This is a genomic window from Streptomyces sp. NBC_00683 (assembly GCF_036226745.1).
Taxonomy (GTDB): domain Bacteria; phylum Actinomycetota; class Actinomycetes; order Streptomycetales; family Streptomycetaceae; genus Streptomyces.
This window is the reverse complement of record NZ_CP109013.1, coordinates 8067771-8086443: the sequence shown is the minus strand read 5'-3', so window position 1 is coordinate 8086443 and position 18673 is coordinate 8067771. Positions and strand designations below refer to the sequence as shown.

12 protein-coding genes are annotated in these 18673 nt (G+C 69.4%); 6 read left to right on the top strand and 6 right to left on the bottom strand.

The annotated features are described in order from the left end of the window. The first annotated feature begins 185 nt into the window (after positions 1 to 185). Positions 186 to 2627 (top strand): RICIN domain-containing protein, encoded by a 2442-nt coding sequence (locus OG257_RS35125; RefSeq protein WP_329214161.1) that lies wholly within the window; start codon positions 186 to 188, stop codon positions 2625 to 2627. 85 nt (positions 2628 to 2712) lie between these two features. After that, positions 2713 to 5064: an AbfB domain-containing protein gene (locus OG257_RS35120; protein ID WP_443054594.1), complete on the top strand. Its 2352-nt coding sequence runs from the start codon at positions 2713 to 2715 to the stop codon at positions 5062 to 5064. A gap of 64 nt (positions 5065 to 5128) precedes the next feature. On the opposite strand, the gene OG257_RS35115 is transcribed toward OG257_RS35120, so the two are convergent. Further along, positions 5129 to 8455 carry a LamG-like jellyroll fold domain-containing protein gene (locus OG257_RS35115; protein WP_329214157.1) on the bottom strand — a complete coding sequence of 1109 codons (3327 nt, stop codon included), beginning with the start codon at positions 8453 to 8455 and terminating at the stop codon, positions 5129 to 5131. A 183-nt stretch (positions 8456 to 8638) separates the two neighbouring features. Beyond that, positions 8639 to 11074, bottom strand: coding sequence for a GH92 family glycosyl hydrolase (locus OG257_RS35110; RefSeq protein ID WP_329214155.1), 2436 nt, complete (start codon positions 11072 to 11074; stop codon positions 8639 to 8641). 212 nt (positions 11075 to 11286) lie between these two features. On the opposite strand from OG257_RS35110, the gene OG257_RS35105 reads away from it, so the two are divergent. Beyond that, a complete protein-coding gene (locus tag OG257_RS35105; RefSeq protein ID WP_329214153.1) occupies positions 11287 to 12018 on the top strand; it encodes a VOC family protein in 732 nt (243 codons plus the stop codon). A 102-nt stretch (positions 12019 to 12120) separates the two neighbouring features. Here OG257_RS35105 and OG257_RS35100 read toward each other — a convergent pair whose 3' ends face one another. Then, a complete protein-coding gene (locus OG257_RS35100; RefSeq protein WP_329214151.1) occupies positions 12121 to 13011 on the bottom strand; it encodes a LysR family transcriptional regulator in 891 nt (296 codons plus the stop codon). A gap of 134 nt (positions 13012 to 13145) precedes the next feature. Here OG257_RS35100 and OG257_RS35095 point away from each other — a divergent pair, with 134 nt between their 5' ends. The 3 genes from OG257_RS35095 to OG257_RS35085 all read left to right on the top strand — a co-directional run bounded on the left by OG257_RS35095 (position 13146) and on the right by OG257_RS35085 (position 14824). Continuing rightward, positions 13146 to 13598 carry a nuclear transport factor 2 family protein gene (locus tag OG257_RS35095; RefSeq protein ID WP_329214149.1) on the top strand — a complete coding sequence of 151 codons (453 nt, stop codon included), beginning with the start codon at positions 13146 to 13148 and terminating at the stop codon, positions 13596 to 13598. A 68-nt stretch (positions 13599 to 13666) separates the two neighbouring features. After that, entirely contained in the window at positions 13667 to 14035 is a 369-nt protein-coding gene (locus OG257_RS35090) for a DoxX family protein (protein ID WP_329214147.1), read from the top strand. Between the two features lie 132 nt (positions 14036 to 14167). Beyond that, positions 14168 to 14824 (top strand): PASTA domain-containing protein, encoded by a 657-nt coding sequence (locus OG257_RS35085; protein ID WP_329214145.1) that lies wholly within the window; start codon positions 14168 to 14170, stop codon positions 14822 to 14824. Positions 14825 to 15259: 435 nt separating this feature from the next. Here the strand turns inward: OG257_RS35085 and OG257_RS35080 are convergent, their stop codons facing one another. The 3 genes from OG257_RS35080 to OG257_RS35070 form a co-directional block, all read right to left on the bottom strand. Then, a complete protein-coding gene (locus OG257_RS35080; RefSeq protein ID WP_329214143.1) occupies positions 15260 to 17164 on the bottom strand; it encodes a rhamnogalacturonan lyase in 1905 nt (634 codons plus the stop codon). A 27-nt stretch (positions 17165 to 17191) separates the two neighbouring features. Then, entirely contained in the window at positions 17192 to 17533 is a 342-nt protein-coding gene (locus tag OG257_RS35075) for a YkvA family protein (RefSeq protein WP_329214141.1), read from the bottom strand. A gap of 260 nt (positions 17534 to 17793) precedes the next feature. After that, positions 17794 to 18633, bottom strand: coding sequence for a helix-turn-helix domain-containing protein (locus OG257_RS35070; protein ID WP_329214139.1), 840 nt, complete (start codon positions 18631 to 18633; stop codon positions 17794 to 17796). Positions 18634 to 18673 lie beyond the last annotated feature (40 nt).

The window sequence follows — 18673 nt, the reverse complement described above, 5'->3', positions numbered from 1 at the left end:
TTGCGCCACCTATGGACACCGGCTTGACGGCGTGCTGTCATACCGCCGACATCAATTTTCCAACGTTGCAAGTGAGTTGGCGCGCCGGCACCCCCGTTCGCGGCAGCCGACTTCGCCATGCGCCGGAGCGGTCCGGGCCGGTCGCGTCCCTCGCTGTCCTGCAGAGCAGAAGCGGAGCCCCACCGATGCCCCTGAACCGCAGACAACTCATGACCGGCGCCCTGGCCACAGCGGCAGCGACGACCGCAGGCGGCCGCTGGGCCACCACCGCGACCGCCGCCGGCGGCAAGGCACCGGCCGCACGCGGCGGCCACTACTCCCCCAACGCCGCTCCGCTGCATCCGACCGCGTTCCTGAAGCTGCCGCCCGGCCAGGTCACCGCACGCGGCTGGCTCGCCGGCCAGCTCCGGCTCCAGCTGGACGGACTCTGCGGCCGCTACGAGGAGTTCTCCCACTTCCTCGACTTCGACGCGTCCGGCTGGGTCCGCCCCGACCGGGGAGGCTGGGAGGAGGTCCCGTACTGGCTGCGCGGATACGCCGACCTGGCGATCGTGACCGGTGACGCGACGGCGCTCGCGGCCACCCGCCGCTGGATCGACGCCATCCTCACGACCCAGCAGTCCGACGGATTCTTCGGCCCGAAGTCCCTGCGGACCTCGCTCAACGGGGGTCCGGACTTCTGGCCCTTCCTGCCTCTGATCCAGGCCCTGCGCTCCTGGCAGGAGTACAGCGACGACAACCGGATCATCCCGTTCCTCAGCAGGTTCTTCCGCTACATGAACGCCCAGGGCCCCGGGGCCTTCAACACCAGCTGGATAGCGCTGCGCTGGGGCGACGGCCTCGACAGCGTCTTCTGGCTCTTCAACCGCACCGGCGACACCTTCCTGCTCGACCTCGCCGACAAGATCCACAGGTACGGTGCCGACTGGGGCGACAACCTGGTCAACCTGCACAACGTCAACATCGCGCAGGGGTTCCGCGAACCCGCCCAGTACGCCCTGCGCAGCGGCTCACCGCAGGACACCCAGGACACGTACGGGACCTACGGCAAGGCCATGGACCAGTACGGGCAGTTCCCGGGCGGCGGCTTCGCCGGGGACGAGAACGCCCGTCCCGGGCACGGAGACCCCCGGCAGGGATTCGAGACCTGCGGAATCGTCGAGTTCATGGCGAGCCACCAGCTGCTCACCCGGATCACCGGCGACCCGCTGTGGGCGGACCGCTGCGAGGACCTCGCCTTCAATTCGCTGCCCGCCTCACTGGACCCGTCGGGCAAGGCGGTCCACTACGTCACCAGTGCCAACAGCGTCGATCTGGACAACGTCCCCAAGAGCGGCCGGCAGTTCCAGAACGGCTTCGCGATGCAGGCGTACCTGCCGGGCGTCGACCAGTACCGCTGCTGCCCGCACAACTACGGGATGGGCTGGCCGTACTTCGTCGAGGAGCTCTGGCTGGCCACTCCGGACGGCGGCCTGGCCGCGGCGATGTACGCGGCCTGCGAGGTCACCGCGAAGGTCGCGGACGGAACGGAGGTCACCTTCACCGAGGTGACCGGCTACCCGTTCACGGACACCGTCTCGCTCTCCCTGAGCTCACCGAAGAGTCTCCGCTTCCCCCTGGTGCTCCGGGTTCCCGCCTGGTGCACGGAACCCGACATCAAGGTCAACGGGCGCAGCATCGCGGCGCCGGCGGGCCCCGCCTTCACCCGCATCGACCGCACCTGGGCCGACGGCGACAAGGTCACCCTGCGCTTCCCCCAGCGCACCGGTGTACGCACCTGGGCGGACAACCACGGCTCGGTGAGCGTGGACCGCGGCCCGCTCACCTACTCGCTCCGGATCGGCGAGGACTACCGGCGCATCGGTGGCACCGAACAGTTCCCGGAGTACGAGGTCCACGCCACCAGTGCCTGGAACTACGGGCTCGTCCTGGACGGGAACGGGCCGTCGTCCTCGCTGCGCCACCACACACTGCGTGCGCCCGGGGACAACCCGTTCACGCTCGAAGGCACCCCGCTGACCATGACCGCCCGGGCACGAAGGATCCCGGAGTGGACCGCGGACGGCGAGCACGTGGTGGCGCCCCTGCAGGACAGCCCGGCACGGAGCGCCGAGCCGGTGGAGGAGGTCACCCTCGTCCCGATGGGTGCCGCCCGGCTCCGCATCACCTCGTTCCCCACCGCGGATCCGCAGGGGACGCCGTGGCACGCCGACCGCTGGTACCGGATCGGCAATCTGCACTCGGGCAAGGTCCTGGGCGTGGACGGCATGTCCACGGCCGACAGTGCCCATGTCGTCCAGTTCGGCGATACCGGCACCGACGACCACCTCTGGCGGATCGTCCCCAACGGCGACGGCTGGTACCGCGTCCTCAACCGCCACTCCGGCAAGGTCCTCGGCGTCGACACCATGTCCACCGCCGACAGCGCACACGTCGTCCAGTTCGCCGACAACGGCACCGACGACCACCTCTGGCGGATCGTCCCCAACGGCGACGGCTGGTACCGCGTCCTCAACCGCCACTCCGGCAAGGTCCTCGGCGTCGACACCATGTCCACCGCCGACAGCGCACACGTCGTCCAGTTCGCCGACAACGGCACCGACGACCACCTCTGGCAGCTGCTCTGACAGGCATGTCGGACGCAGCTGACGCACCGCTCCCCCGCACCGGTCCGGTGCGGGGGAGTTTCCCCCTGTGAAGGAGATCGGACCGATGAACTCCGTACGAGTAACGGGCCGCGGGCCCTGGTGGCGCAGATTAGCCGCCGCAATCGGGCTGCCGGCCCTTGTCGCCACCGCACTGGTGGGCGTCGGCGCGGCACCCTCCGGTGCCGCTGCCGCGGCGTGGACACCGAAGCCCTCCCCCATGACCACGCCCTGGACCGACCAGGTGCCCGTGGACAGCCCGCTCCCCGAGTATCCGCGCCCCCAGCTCACCCGCCCGGACTGGGCCAACCTCAACGGCATCTGGGACTTCGCGGTGACGGGCCGGGATGCCGGGCAGCCCGCGGCGTTCCCCGATCAGATCCGGGTCCCGTTCGTCGCGGAGTCCGCGCTCTCGGGCATCAAGCGCAGGATCACCGAGAACGACAAGCTCTGGTACAAGCGCAGCTTCACCGTCCCGTCCAACTGGAACGGCCGCCGCGTCGAGCTCAACTTCGGCGCATCCGACTGGGAGACCACCGTCTGGGTCAACGGCACCCGGGTGGGAGCGCACAAGGGCGGGTACGACTCGTTCGCGTACGACATCACGCCCCAGCTCAACGGCGGTGCGAACACCGTCGTGGTCTCCGTGTACGACCCGACGCAGACCGGCGGCCAGGCCGTCGGCAAGCAGCGGATCAACGACGTGAACCCTCACCCGGGCGGCGGGATCTTCTACACCGCCGCCTCCGGCATCTGGCAGACCGTCTGGCTGGAGCCCGTCGCCGCCTCGCACATCACCCGGCTGGACATGACGCCGAACCTCGGCAGCAGCACCCTGCGGGTGAAGGTTCAGGCGGCTTCCGCGGGCTCGCGCAGCGCGCGGGTCACCGTCTCCAGCGGGGGGACCGTGGTGGGCAGCGCGACCGGAACACCGGGCTCGGAGATCTCCGTGCCGGTGCCGAACCCCAGGCTGTGGAGCCCGGACGACCCGTATCTGTACGACGTGCGCGCCGAACTGCTCGACGGAACAGCCGTGGTGGACGCGGTGGGCAGCTATGCGGGCATGAGGTCGATCGCGGTGGCGAAGGTCGACAACATCCTGCGGCCGGTCCTGAACGGGAAGTTCGTCTTCCAGAGCGGCACGCTCGACCAGGGCTACTGGCCCGACGGAATCTACACGGCGCCGACCGACGCCGCCCTCAGGTCGGATCTGCAGGCGCACAAGGACCTCGGGTTCAACATGGTCCGCAAGCACATCAAGGTCGAACCGCAGCGCTGGTTCTACTGGGCCGACAAGCTGGGGCTCCTCGTCTGGCAGGACATGCCGGCGATGGACACCGGCAAGACACCCGACGGCGCCGCCCGCACCCAGTGGGAGGCCGAGTACCACGCGATCATCGACCAGCACCGCAGCTCGCCCTCCGTCGTCATGTGGGTCAACCAGAACGAGGGCTGGGGACAGTACGACCAGGCCAGGATCGCCAATGAGGTGAAGGCGTACGACCCGTCCCGGCTGGTCAACAACATGAGCGGGGTCAACTGCTGCGGTTCCGTCGACGGCGGCAACGGCGACGTGGTCGACAACCACATCTACGTCGGCCCGGGCAACACCGCGCCCACCGCGACCCGGGCTGCCGTCCTCGGCGAGTTCGGCGGTCTGGGATACAAGGTCCCCGGCCACGAGTGGTATCCGGGCGGCGGTTTCAGCTACGAGGACCAGGCGAGCATCTCCGCGCTCAACAACCGCTTCGTCGGGCTGCTGGACAGCATTCGCGTCGGCCAGCTGCCGGCCGGGCTGTCGGCCTCCGTCTACACGGAGATCACCGACGTCGAGAACGAGGCGAACGGGCTGCTCACCTACGACCGCCAGGTGGTCAAGGTCGACACCGCACGGGTGAAGGCCGCCAACCAGGCCCTCATCCAGACGTCGAAGACTCCCGCCCCGCCGGTCACCCTGCCCACCGGCCAGTACAAGTCGCTACGGGTCACCACGCCCGGCCACACGAACAAGTACCTGCGGCACCAGCAGCAGCTCGCCTACACCGCTGTCGTCGACGCCGCCGGCAGCGCGCTGCTGAAGAGCGACGCCACCTGGAAGATCGTCACCGGTCTGGCGAACAGCAACTGCTACTCGTTGGAGTCCCGCAACTATCCCGGCGAGTACCTGCGCCACCAGGACTTCCGGGTCCGGCGCGACGCGAACGACGGCTCGGCCCTCTTCAAGGCCGATGCCACCTGGTGCGCGGTCGCGGGTACGGGCGGGGTACGGCTGTCCAGTGCGAATCTGCCCGGCAGCTATCTGCGCCACATCGACTCCGAGGTATGGCTGGCCAGTCCCGGCGGCGGTCACGCCTGGGACAACCCGGCAACGTTCACCGAGGACACGACCTGGGCGGTGGATGCGCCCTGGGCACCGTGATCTGACCACCCGTTGAACGGGGCCGGCCCGGCAGCACGCGCTGCCGGGCCGGCCTTCGGCGTCGCTACGGCTGCTCGCCGTCGTGGAGCGCGGTCACCTCCTGGTCGGTGAGCGCCTTGTCGTACACCTTCACCTGGTCGACGGAGCCGTTCCAGAAGTCGGTGTTCGCGCCCGACCACTTGGCGCGGCCCACGGACAGCGCGCCGGTGCTGACATCGGCGGTGCCGGCCGCCGCGGTGGCGGCGAGCTTGCCGTCGACGTACAGCTTGATCTCGTCACCGCTGCGTACGCCGACCACGTGGTACCAGTGGCCGAGTTCGGGCTTCATCTCGAGCCGGGCGCGGTGGGCGCCCGGTGTGGAGAAGGCGAACGCACCCTGTCCGTACTGGAGGTAGAACGGGTTCTCCTGGCGCCGGCCGTCCTGGCTGACGAGGGTGGCGTAGTTGCCCGGGAGGGCGTCGAGCGAGGCCCAGGCCGAGACGGTGTAGTCGCCGGTGGTGTCGACGACAGGACCGCTGGTCTCGGCGTACTGGCCCTCGCCGTTGAACTTCAGCGCCGAGCCCTGCACTCCGGGTGCCCAGGACGTCCCCTCGGAGAGGGTGAGGTCCTTGTGGTTCGGTCCGCTGTCGGCGGCCTTGGTGCCCGTGTTCTCGTCGAGGGACCAGCTGCCGCCGCCCTTGAGCTCGTCGCGCTCACCTGCTGCGGCACCGGCCGCGATGACCTCCTGGTTGATCTTCCGCACCTTGGCCGGGTCGACCTTGATCTCCCGGCGGTCGTACGTCCAGAGCCCGTTGAGCTCGTTCTCGAGGTCGGTCACCTGGGTGTAGATGGAGCCGGAGAGTTCGGCGCCGGCTGCCGCCAGGTAGTGCGTGCGGGTGTTCTCGACGTACTTGGCGGTCAGGGCGTCCTTGTCCGCGACACCGCTGTAGATCGCGGTGGGGGCACCCGGCCACATGTGTCCGGGCATCCGCAGGGTGAAGCCGCCGTGCTCACCGTCCATCGCGGCGCGGGTGTCGTCCGGGAAGGCCGGGTCGGTGTTGTTGTAGTCGTGGTGGTCGATGATGTCGCCCTTGCCGGAGTCACCCTTGGAGTTGCAGCAGTTGACACCGCTGTGGGCGTTCACGACACGGGAGGGGTCCGCGGCCTGGACCTTCTCGGTGATCTTTCCGGTCTCGGTGCGGTCCCACTCGCCCCAGCCCTCGTTGAAGACGATCCAGGCACCGATCGACGGGTAGTTGTGGAGCTGCTCCATCATCTCGGCGCCCTGGTCGAGGAAGGCCTTCTGGCCCTTCTCACCGGTGATGTTGCCGGAGACGAAGTCCTGCCACACCAGGAGACCCAGCTGGTCCGCGTGGTAGTACCAGCGGGCGGGCTCGACCTTGATGTGCTTGCGGACGGAGTTGAAGCCGAGGTCCTTCTGCGTCTTCAGGTCGAAGACCAGGGCGGAGTCGCTGGGCGCCGTGTTGAGGCCGTCGGGGTAGAAGCCCTGGTCGAGCTGGGCGAGGGAGAAGAACGGCTTCCCGTTGAGCACCAGCTTCTGGTAGCCGCCGACCTCGGCGACGCCGAAGGAGCGCATTCCGAAGTAGCTGTCGACGGTGTCCTCGGAGCGGCCGTCCTTGAGGGTGACCTCCAGGTCGTACAGGTACGGGTCGTCCGGCGTCCACAGGTGCTGCTTGGCGACCGGAAGGCTCAACTGGCTGTTGGCCGGGCCGGTGACGGTGCCGACGACCTTGCCCTTCCTGTCACGGGCGACGGCGGTGATCCGGGCGGCCTGGGAGGCGTCCTCGGAGTTGACCTTCAGCGCGAGGCGGCCCTTGTCGATGTCGGGCGTGGTCGTCAGGGAGTCGACCGCGGCGGGCGCGACGGGCTCCATCCAGACGGTCTGCCAGATACCGGAGGAGGCGGTGTAGAAGATGCCGCTGGGGTTCGCGGACTGCTTGCCCGTGGGCTGGTCGGCGCCGGTCGTGTCGGTGACCGCGACCACGATCTCCTGGGGGCCGCTGCCCTTGAGGGCGTCGGTGATGTCGGCGCTGAAGGCGGTGTAGCCGCCGGTGTGCTCGGCGACCTGCTTGCCGTTGACCCAGACCCGCGCCTGGTAGTCGACGGCGCCGAAGTTGAGCTTCAGCCGGTCGTCGCTGCTCCGCTTGCCGACCGACCAGCTCTTGGGCACCGTGACGAGCTTGCGGTAGAACATGTGGTCTTCGTGGCGCTCGAGGCCGGAGAGCTGGGACTCGACGGGGTAGGGCACGGTGATGCGCTCGTCGAGCGACTTGCCGAAGACCGGCTGCTCACCGGCGGTGGCTCCCGCGAACTCCCACGGTCCGTTGAGGTTCTTCCAGTCGTCGCGCACCTGCTGCGGGCGGGGGTACTCGGGCAGCGGGTTCTTGCGGTCGACCTTCTCGCCCCACGGGGTGATCAGCCGGTGCGTGGAGAGGTTCTTCGCCCTGCGGCTGATCTCCGGGACGGTCTCGTCGCCGGCCTTCAGGCCGCCCTTGCCGTCGTACGCGAACCTGACCTGCTGATTCTTCTGGACGGCTGCGTCCAGCGTGACGATGAACGCCTTGGGGTTGCCCTTCACCGCGGACACCGACTTCACGGGCATCGGCGTCGTGTCGGCCTCGACGGTGAGGTGGTCCTTGACGCCCTCGATGTCACTGACAGCGTTGTCGAACGTTGCCTGCAGCTTCCGGCCGTCCTCGGCCACGCTCAGCGCGACGGGGTAGACCTCGAAGTCCGCGGGCGGGGTGAACGCGGACTCGGGCACGATCTGCTTGGCGAGCTTCGCGCTCGACCAGCGCAGGAACATGTTGGCCCCGCCGATGTCCTGGAACATCTCCAGGCGGAAGGTGTGCGGCTCGCCCGCCTTCAGTGCGACCGGAGAGCTGGTCTGCTCCTTGTCCCAGTCCGGCACCCAGTGGTCGATGACGGGCTTGTCGTCGATGAAGAGCCGGAACCCGTTGTCGCCGATCGCGGAGAAGGTGTAGTCACCGGTCTCGGGTGCTTCGATCTGTCCGGTCCAGCGAGCCGTGGTGTGCTCGGTCTTGCCGGTGGCCGACTCGAACGCGCCCGTGAGTCCGGGGAAGTTGATCTCCGGGTCGAGCGCCACGGCACCCAGCTGGGCGAAGTCCCGTGCGCCCGGGGCGGACATGGCGAAGTACTCGCCCTTGAGGCCGTGGACCTCGGTGGACGGCTCCTCGGCCGTGAACGCGGAGGCCGCGGCGGTGCCGGCATCGGGCGCCGCGGCGGCGGCCGGGACCAGGGTGGCCCCGACGGGGAGCAGCAACGCGGCCGTACAGACCAGCGTTCTGAAGAGCGTGCGGGGGCGGGCTAGTTGTCGTATCAAGGCGTCGTCCTCGTCGAAGAAGCCGGAGTGCCCCGAACGGCGAGGCACTGCACATAGTCGAACATTGAGCCACAGCCTCAAACACTTAACAACGGTCGTGCACGCATAATTTTCAACGATAGAAAAATCAGGTCCCCGACCGCCCGCCGAGCGTCCGGCCGTTCGCCCCGTCGGTCCGTTCCGTCCGGGCACACCCCGATCGCGGTGGATCGAGGTGTGCCCGGACGGCGGTTACTGCGGCAGACCCGCAGGTCCGGTGGCCCAGCCGGTGTTCGGCCGGTCGGCCAGGCGGTGGTTCAGCGAACCGCCCCGGGTGACCAGTCGCGCGTCGGTCCACGACCGGTCGCTCGGGCGGCCGTCGACCTCGACAGCGTCGATGTACGGATGTGTCGCATCGGCGGCCGGAGCACTGATCGTGATGTCCTTGCCCTGCGGCCGGTCGATCACCGCGGCCGGGAAGAGCGGAGCGCCCAGGAGCATCGTGGCGCTGCCCGGCGTCTGCGGGTAGAGGCCGAGGGCCGAGAACACGTACCAGGCGGACATGGTGCCGAGATCGTCATTTCCCGGCAGCCCGCGCGGACCGGTCCCGTACACCGTGTTCACGATCTCCCGCACGGTCTCCTGGGTCTTCCAGGGCTTCCCCAGGGCGTTGTAGAGCCAAGGGGCGTGGATTCCCGGTTCGTTGGTCGGGTCGTAGCGCAGCGCGTCGCCGCCCCTCACCGACCAGGAGCCGTCCGCCTTGTGGAAGAAGGAGTCCAGCCTCTTGGATGCGGCGTCCCGGCCGCCCATCGCGTCCGCCAGCCCCTGCACGTCCTGCGGGACCATCCAGGTGTAGGTGGCACTGGTGCCCTGGGCGAAGCCGCGGTCGCTGCCGGGGCTGAACGGGGTCACCCAGGAGCCGTCCAGGTTGCGTGCCTGGATGTATCCGGTCGTCCCCGCGCCGTCGCCGGCCTCGGGGTTGAAGACGTTGCGCCACCAACGGCCGCGCGCGTCGAAGGCGTCGGCCTCCGCATCACGCCCCAGCAGCCGGGCCCAGCGGCCCAGTGCGGCGTCCGCGACCGCGTCCTCCAGTGTCTCGGCGGCGCCGCCCCAGCAGTGGCAGACGTCCTGGGGTGCGTAGTGGGACTCCAGGTACTGGGCGAGGTTGGGCCGCTGGCCGGTGCACTGGCCGGGACATCCCGCGTCCGAGAGGCCGTCGGGGTGGGGCACGGTGGCCTGCCGGGCCAGGGACTCGAAGGCGCCCTCGTAGTCGAAGTTGCGTACGCCCATCGCGTAGAACGTGGCCAGGGTGGCCGCTGTGGGATCGCCCGTCATCACATGCGTGGCACCGTTGACGTGTACCCAGCGGTCCCAGACCCCGCCGTTCTGCTGGGCGAAGTTGTACAGGGACTGGGCGAAGTCGCCCGCGATCCTCGGCTTGAGGAGCGCGAGGAGCTGGATCTGGGCGCGGTACTGGTCCCACCCGGAGAAGTTGCTGTACTGAGCCCCCTGCCCGCGCGTCACACGGTGCGGTTTCCCGTCCATGCCCGGGTAGCGGCCGTCGGTGTCGCTGATCAGGTTGGGCTGCATCAGCGAGTGGTACAGCGCGGTGTAGAACGTGGTGCGCTGCGCGTCGGTCCCGCCGCCCGTGCGTACGGAGCGCAGCTCCTGGTCCCAGGCAGCGGATCCGGCCCGGGCGACGTCCTCCACGCCTGCCTTCGGCGCTATCTCCTTGCGGAGGTTGGCCTCCGCTCCGGCCTGGCTGACGTAGGAGATCCCGATCCGCATGCGGACGTCGTCATCGGCGGTGGTGTCGAAGCCGACCCATCCGCCGGAGCCGCGTCCGGCCCGGTCGGCCCCGGTGGCGTACCCCTCGCCGCCGCTCGCGGTGGTCGCGCCGGGTGAGAGGGTGCCGTCCTTCCAGGTGCCGGTGGAGGCGAAGTCCCGGTCGAAGGAGGCGCTGAAGTAGAGCCGGTAGTAGCTCTTGCGGTTGTTGGTGCCACCGTTGGCGCGCCGTCCGCAGAACGCCCCGGTCAGCACCGAGCCGGTCACCTTGCGGTGTGCGGTGTCGATCTCGACCTCGGCGTCCTCGCTGCCGTTGAGGGAGTTGGACACCCGGAAGAGCAGGTTGGCGGGTTTGCCGGCAGGGAAACTGAAGTCGGCCACCCCCGCACGCTTGCTCACCGCGAGGTCGGCCGACGCGCCGGAGTCCAGGCCGAGGGTGTAACGGCCCGGCACGGCACGCTCGTTGTCGTGCGAGAAGTTGGCCGCGTACACCGCGTCCTTGGTGTCGGCGGACGGCGACGAGGTGACGTCACCGACGAACGGCATGATCGGCACATCGCCTGCGGCGCCCGGATTGCACCCGGCACCGTTGACATGGGTGAGGCTCAGTCCGCGCAGACGGGTGGCCCCGTACTCGTAGCCGTTCGCCGCCCCGGTGCTGGTCTGGTCGCCGGTCGTACTGGTCGGGGACCAGGCGATCATGCCGTACGGGAGGGTGGCGCCCGGGAAGGTGTTGCCGCCGTTCGCACTGCCGATCAGCGGGTCCACGTAGGCGGTGGGACGGGTGACGAGCGCGTCGGCCTGGGCGGCCGGCGGCATGACGGCAGCGGCCAGCGCGCCGGTGATGACGATCGCGGCGGCTCGCGCACCGAAGCGCCTGGCCGTGGGCGGTCTGGGGGGCATGTCGTACCTTCCGCAGGTTGGACAACGTTGTCGGACGCCGTTCCCCGACGTCCACGTTGATCGTTGCGCGGCCGAGCGTAGGTCCCCGCAATGCCCGGGGGAAAGCCCTGCGCGGACTCCCACCGGTGAACGGGTGGTGAACGACCCGGCGGGGCGGGGCCCCTGGCACGATGACAGCACCTGCCCTGAACTCGACCTCGCGAAGGAGCGACGTGATCCGCTGGACGTACGCCCTCATCGACCGCCCGACAGCCGCCGCCGGCCGCGCACGCGCATTCTGGACCGAGGTCACGGGGACGCACGAGTCCGTGCCGCAGGGCGAGCGGGCCGAGTTCACCACACTGCTCCCCGACGAGGCCGACGCGTGCCTGGCGGTGCAGGCCGTCGGCGGGGCGGGCGGGGCCCATCCGGATCTGGCGGTCGAGGACATGCCGGCGTTCACCGCGCGGGCCACCGAGCTCGGAGCAGTGGTGGAGGCACGGAAGCCGGAACTGACCGTGCTGCGCTCCCCCGGCGGTCAGCGGTTCTGTCTCGTCCCCTGGCGCGGACAGAAGGTCCGCCCGCCGGTCCTCGCGGCCCGCGGGGTTCCCGAGAGCCGGCTGGACCAGCTCTGCCTCGATGTCGCACCGGCCGCGTTCGACTCGGAGGTCGCCTTCTGGGCGGCTCTGACGGGATGGGAGTCAACTCCCGGTGATCACGAGGAGTTCCATGTGCTGCGTCCGCACCTGGACCTACCTGTGCACCTGCTGCTCCAGCGCCTGGACGAGGCCCGCCCTGCCTCGGCGCATCTGGACATCGCCTGCCCGGACCTCGACGGGGGTCAGGCCTGGCACGAGCGGTGCGGCGCCACGCTCGTCCGCAAGGGCCCGGCATGGACGGTGATGCGGGACCCCGCGGGCGGCATCTACTGCCTCACGCGGCGCGACCCGGTGACGGGCGACTGACCGCACGCCGCCGGACCCGGCCGAGAGACGTCAGGGACGTGGGCCCAGGTTCATCTTCCGTGATCAGGTCAGCCCCAGCTGGGCCGACCGGGCGACCTCCGGTCACAGGGAGATCGGGCCGATATCCGCGGCGGTCTGGGCAAGCGCGCGGATGACGGGGCTGTCGTTGTTCGAGCGCCACGTCAGGGCGAACTGGAGGGCAGGGGCGTCGCGGATGGGCAGAAAGGCGACGCCAGGAGGGTTGTTGTAGCGGGCGGCGATTTCGCCGAGCGGATGGACGCAGTGTCCGGCTGTCACCAGGGAGAGGATCTCGTGGAAGGTCCGTGCCACGGGCCCGCGGGGGATGCGGCGGCCGAGCGGTGTACGTGTGGGGACCATGGCCGACACCCAGTACTCGGGGGCCTCGGGGCCGAGGTCGACGACGCGGTTGTCGGCGAGGTCTTCCAGGGACGCCGTGCCGTGATCGGCCAGCGGATGGTCGGTCGATACGGCCAGCACGCGGCCTCCGGTGAGCACGGTGGGGCCGACAGTGAGGTCCGGTTCCGCAACGGGCAGCCACAGCACGTGCACGTCATGGTCTCCGGTGCGCAGGGCGGTGAACGGGTCGCTGCCGTTGATTTCGCCGAACTGGACGTCGCAGCCGGGGTGCCGGGCGAGGAACGCGTCGACGAGTGGGCGTAGTTCGTGTCCGGCATGGCCGAAGACACCCAGCCTCAGGGTGTGGCCGGCACCCAGGGAGGCCGCTTCGGCGCGAGCCAGTCCCGCCTGGAGGAGGTCGAAGGCCTGCTGCAGGTCTTCACGGAGGCGTCGGCCGACCGGAGTCAGGCTCACGCGCCGACTGGTGCGATCGAACAGGGCCACGCCGAGGCGTCGTTCCTGTCTGCTGATGGCCTGGCTGACGCGGGCCTGGGACACGTGGAGCCGTTCGGCGGTGCGGCCGAAGTGCAGTTCCTCGGCCAACGTCAGGAAGATCTCGATGTCGCGCAGCTCCATGGATAACTCCCATGTTATGAATCTCTGCGCAAACCTTACATTGATCCACCGCTGACCTGCATCGATGCTGAGTACACCACCAGCGGACGGGCGGCACATACCTGCCGTACGCATCGATGAGGCAGGGGAACTTGATGAGCGACATGCGGGCGATCGCCGATCGGGTCGAGATCGAGGCGCTGCGCGCCGAGCTCACCGACGCGGTGATGATGCGTGACTTCGACCGCGTTGCATCGCTGTTCACTCCTCGGGGCGTGATGCGGTGGCCGCACATCGACAAGGAGTTCATCGGCCGGGAGCAGATCCGTGCGGGGGTCGAGTGGGGGCAAGGCCTCTGGGAGTTCTTCGTGCAGAACGTTCACCCAGGCGTCATCCGGCTGGACGGTGACGCCGCGACCGGCCGCGCGTACATCCAGGAGTTCGGGCGGATGCGTGACGGCGCCTCGCACCTGAACTACGCCCTGTACCACGACCACTACCGGCGCACCCCGGACGGCTGGAAGTTCAGCGAACGCGTCTACGACGTCAGGTACGTGGACTCCACCCCGCTGGCGGGCTCGCCGCTGCCCGCGGCACCCCGGGGCTGAGCGCGCCGCGCTGCCGGCCCCGAACCGAACCGTCAGACCTCCCTCCTCCACCATTTCAGGAGTACCTCATGGACCTCGCACTGTGGATAACTGCCGGACTTCTGGCCACCGTTGCCCTGCTCGGCGGCATCACCAAGACGTTCGTCCCCAAGGAGAAGCTGGCCGCGCAGCATGGCGGCGAGTGGACCGGAAACGTCGGCGCCGGCTTCGTGAAAGCGCTCGGGATCCTTGAACTGCTCGCCGCGGTGGGCCTGATCCTGCCGGCCGTGCTGGACATCGCCCCGGTCATGGTCCCGGTGACCGCCCTGTGCTGGATCCTTCTGATGATCGGCGCGATGGTCACCCACGGCCGCCTCGGCCAGTACAAGCTCGTGATGCTGAACTCGGTCTATCTCGCGCTCGCGGCCTTCGTCGCGGGGGGACACCTCGCCGCCTGAGTACGGCCCGAGCGCCGGGAGACAGGGCGCCACCCCTCCCCCACCTTTCAGTCACAACTCTGTCACTACCGGAACATCTTGCTCCCCTCGCCGCATACCGCACCGCTACGGTCATGCCTCCACGAACCACCCTTGGGGGACAACTTGAACACCCGCGCACTCACCGCCGCCCTCGCTTGTCTCGCGGCCGTGACGTTGGTCGGCTGCGACCCTGCCACCACGGATCCGAAGCCCGCAGCGCCTGCCGCCTCCGGGTCCTCCACCGGCGCCGCCGCTGCGCCGCCGTCCGAGAAGGCCGACAAGCCGCCCGCGTCCAAGGCCGTACCGAACTTCGTCGGCATGGGCCTGCAGTCGGCGCAGGACAAAGCCCAGGCCGAGGGTTTCCACCTGCTGACGTCCCACGACAGTGCCGGCCGCGACAGGCTGCAGGCACTCGACCGGAACTGGAAGGTCTGCTCCCAGAGCGTCAAAGCGGGGAAGACGGTGTCCACCGACACCGAGTTGGACTTCGGTGCGGTGAAGCTCGAGGAGACCTGCCCCGCCGGCGACGCCAAGGCTCCTGAGGTGGTCGGCGGGAAGATGCCGAACCTGGTCGGGAAGTCCGTCAAGGCAGCCCGTGGCGCCCTGGACTCGAATACGTCGATCACGACGACGGACGCGGCGCAGGACCGCATGGTCCTACTGGAGAGCAACTGGCAGGTGTGCACCCAGTCGCCGGCTCCGGGAGTGGCCCTGAATGGACAGCCCGTCGAGTTCACGGCCGTGAAGTACGAGGAGAGCTGCCCGTAGGCAATGCCTTCGGCAGCCGGCTGACCCCTCACATGGAGGGGATCGCAGCGTGGGGTGCCCGAGATCAAATCGGCTGGGGAACAAGGTGCTCTACCACTGAGCTACGGAAGCCCTGAGCCTCCGACGGGATTCGAACCCGCGACCGCCCCATTAAGAGTGGAAGTATCCCCTGCCTGCGCACCGGGCACCCCCGACGCTGTGCCTCCCGAGATCAAGACGGCTGCGGCTCTGCGGGGTTCGATCCCCGCCCACCGAAGTGGTTCTACCCAAAAGAAGTAACCGCGGCCTGCGCACCGGGAGGTGCATGATGTTGTGGCCTCACTCTATCCGCCGAGAGCGGGAACAGCGCTTCTATTTATTGACCGGGCATGGGTTCGGCGGCTGCGAGGAACGCCCTTGCAGCCGCCGCCCCATGAGTGGAGGTGACGACGTTTCCTACGGCGTGGTGATCGTCGGCCGCGGTGCGGTGGCCATGCCGCTGCCGATGGCGAAGCTGGGGTGCGGCGGCTGGTTGTACGCGGTGTTCTGCCAGGCCAGCGCAGTGCGGTACATGGTGTCGTGGAGCAGTGTGGTGATCTTGGTGCCCGTCTCGTACGGCGTCGAGTAGATCCGCAGCGCCGTGTTGTTGGTCGTCGGCCAGACGACTTCCTCGCGCCAGTCACCGAAGATGTCGCCGGAGATCGCCGGCGTGGCCTTGGTGCCGTTGTTGCTGTGGACCGAGGCACCGGTCAGCTGGCGCGTGTCGCCCGAGGTGCCGTATTTGTCGATGTGGGTGCCGTCGAGGAGTTCTCGGGTCGTGTCGCCGTCCCACCAGGACAGGAAGTTGGAGCTGGACGGCTTCCGGCTGGTGACCTCGGCGCCCTGCGGGTTGCGCACCCCCGAGACGGCGGAGGACCAGGATTCGGCGCCGGGACTGCCCGACCAGATGTCACCGGACACCCCGCGGCCGTTGTCGCCGCTCGCCGGTGTGGACCAAAGGATCTTGCCCGTCCTCGCCTCCGCCATCCAGGAGGACGGCTTCGAGCTGTCCTCGTCGACCTTGAACTCCTCCAGTCCCGCGCGGGAGGGGTCGAGGTCCCCGACGTGCATGGCGTCGCCGTGGCCGTTCTTCGTCGTCCACAGTCCATTGCCGTTGTCGTCCACGGCCATGGCCCCGTACACGATCTCGTCCTTGCCGTCGGCGTCGACGTCGGCGACCGACAACTGGTGGTTGCCCTGACCGTCGTACCCCTTGCCGGAGTTGGTCGAGCTGTTGGTGTCGAAGGTCCAGCGCCGGGTGAAGGCTCCGCCACGCCAGTCCCAGGCGGCGATGACGCTGCGCGTGTAGTAGCCGCGCGCCATGATCAGGGAGGGCCTGGCCCCGTCCAGATAGGCGGTGCCGGCGAGGAAGCGGTCGACCCGGTTGCCGTACGAGTCGCCCCACGAGGACACCGTGCCGCGCGCGGGAACGTAGTCGACGGTGCCCATCGCCGCGCCGGTCCTGCCGTTGAACATCGTCAGGAACTCGGGTCCGGACAGGACGTATCCGGAGGAGTTGCGGTAGTCGGCGGAGGAGCTGCCGATCACCTTGCCGGTTCCGTCGACGCTGCCGTCGGCCGTCTTCGTGGCCACCTCGGCCTGGCCGTCGCCGTCGTAGTCGTACACCTGGAACTGGGTGTAGTGCGCGCCGGAGCGGATGTTGCGCCCGAGGTCGATCCGCCAGAGCCGGGTGCCGTCGAGCCGGATCCCGTCGATGATCGTGTTGCCCGTGTAGCCGGACTGGGAGTTGTCCTTGGCGTTGGTGGGCTGCCATTTCAGTACGAAGTCGAGGGCACCGTCGCCGTCGAGGTCACCGACGGACGCATCGTTGGCCTCGTAGGTGTAGGCGACCCCGTCGGGTGTCGTGCCGCCCGCGGGCGGGCTGATGGGCACGTCCTTGTAACCGGCGCGGAACTGGATGGCGTTGACCGAGTCGCCCTGCTCCGTACCGTTGACGACGGCCCGCACCGTGTAGTCGGCGGTGGCGGGTGCGCCCGAGTGGAAGTAGTTCGTCGAGGCGGTGACGGGCGAGGCGTTGACCTTCGTGCCGGCCCGGTAGACGTTGAAGGACACGTCGTCGGGGTCGGTGCCCAGCCAGCGCCAGCTGATGAGGTTGCCGCTGTCGGTGTGCACACTGACGACGCCGCGATCGAGCTCCTCTGCCTGCCGGGCGGTGGCGGCGTGCGAGGTGGGGCCGAGGGCGACCAGTCCGGCAGCGGCGACCATGCCTGCCGTCAGCGCGCCGAGCAGTGCCCGGCTACGGGTGATCCGGCGTCGCCTGCGGTGGGAGCGGGGATCGGGGTGGGGGAGCAGAGGGTCCACGGTACGCACCTTCTGGCCGGGGATGGCTTACGTCACGTCAGTTGCTCCCGGACGCCGAAAGGTTGCCGCTTCATCGGCCCGTTTTCCGCCCCGCGCCCCCAGCCCGGCAGCGGTCGCGGCGGTGTGCAGCGAGCGCAGTGCCAGCAGCAGGAAACCGATGTCGTCGAGGTACACGGGATCCGGCAGCAGGTCGACGGGCGACACCGTGTAGATCACCGCGGCCCACATCAGAGCCTTGCTGCGCAGCGGGACCCCCGCATCGAGGAGCAGCTTCCTCGCCCGGAACACCCGCACCAGGAGAACAACGGCGACGCCCGCCGCGACCAGGGCGACGAGCCCGCCGAGGACGAGCCAGAAGGAAGTGTCCATGACCTATCGTCCGCCCGTCCGGCCGTCGGACCTCCCGGGCCCCGCGTCCCCGCTCCCGGCCCGACGGCCGGTGGGGGTGCGTCGTTCCCGGGCGCACTGCTCGCCTGACTCATTCAGGGGCCAATTGTCCATGTGTCCTTCTCCTCTGTTCCGGATCGTCCAACGGGGTGCTGCCGGACAGCGGCGGGTCCGCACAGCGCGGGTGACCGGCTTCGGGCGTCCGAAACCAGAGGGGCCCCTGCCCCTCGGCCCTCCGGCCCTCATGGGACCTCCGGCAGGGGGGATCCCGGGTGCGGAGCCGCCGCGCAGGCGGCGTCCAGCCTGATACGGAGGTCCATCACCGCTCCCGGCTCGTCGACGATGTCCACCCGGTCCCCCGGGGCCTCGAGAATCGCCCGGTCACCGATCTCGGGAGCGGACACCCGCAGGAGGTGCAGCGGTGGGACAGCGGTCATGGGGTGCGGCGGGGCGTCGAGGGGCATCACCTGCACCGTGAGGTGCGGCCTGTGTGCGGCATCGGCGAGCACCGCACACTGCTCGGTCATCACCTCGGGTCCGCCCACCCGGGTATACAGCGCCGCAGCCGGGACCAGGGCCCACAGGGCCGCGCCACGGCCCTCCAGGCGCCGCTGCCGCTCCTGCAGCAGCTCCACGCGCCGGGTGAGCTGCGCCCCGGTGTCCGCGGGGTACAGGGTCCGGTCCAGGGCAGCCGCGTAGGCCGGGGTGCGCAGCAGTTCGGGGATCAGCGCGGGATGCCAGGTCCGGACGAGTGAGGCGGAGGACTCGATGCCGATGACCTCCTGCCGCCACGGCTCCATCACGTCCCGCCAGCGGTGCCACCATCCGGGCAGGTTCGCGGCCCCGAGGCCTGTGATGATCCGTTCCGCCTCGGCCTCGGGAACCTCGTAGCGGTCCAGCAGGACCCGGACCTGGCGGGCGTCGAGCCCGGTCTCGGCGCGTTCGATGCGGCGCACGGTGGCCGGGTGTGCGTCGAGGGCCCGAGCGGCCGCCTGCAGGCTGACACCCGCACGTTCCCGCAGTATCCGCAGTCGTGCCGCGAGGACACGGTGCTCGACCGTGGGACCGGATCGGGGCCTCATGCGCCCGCCTTCCTCATGAGAGCTCCGAAACAGAGCAACC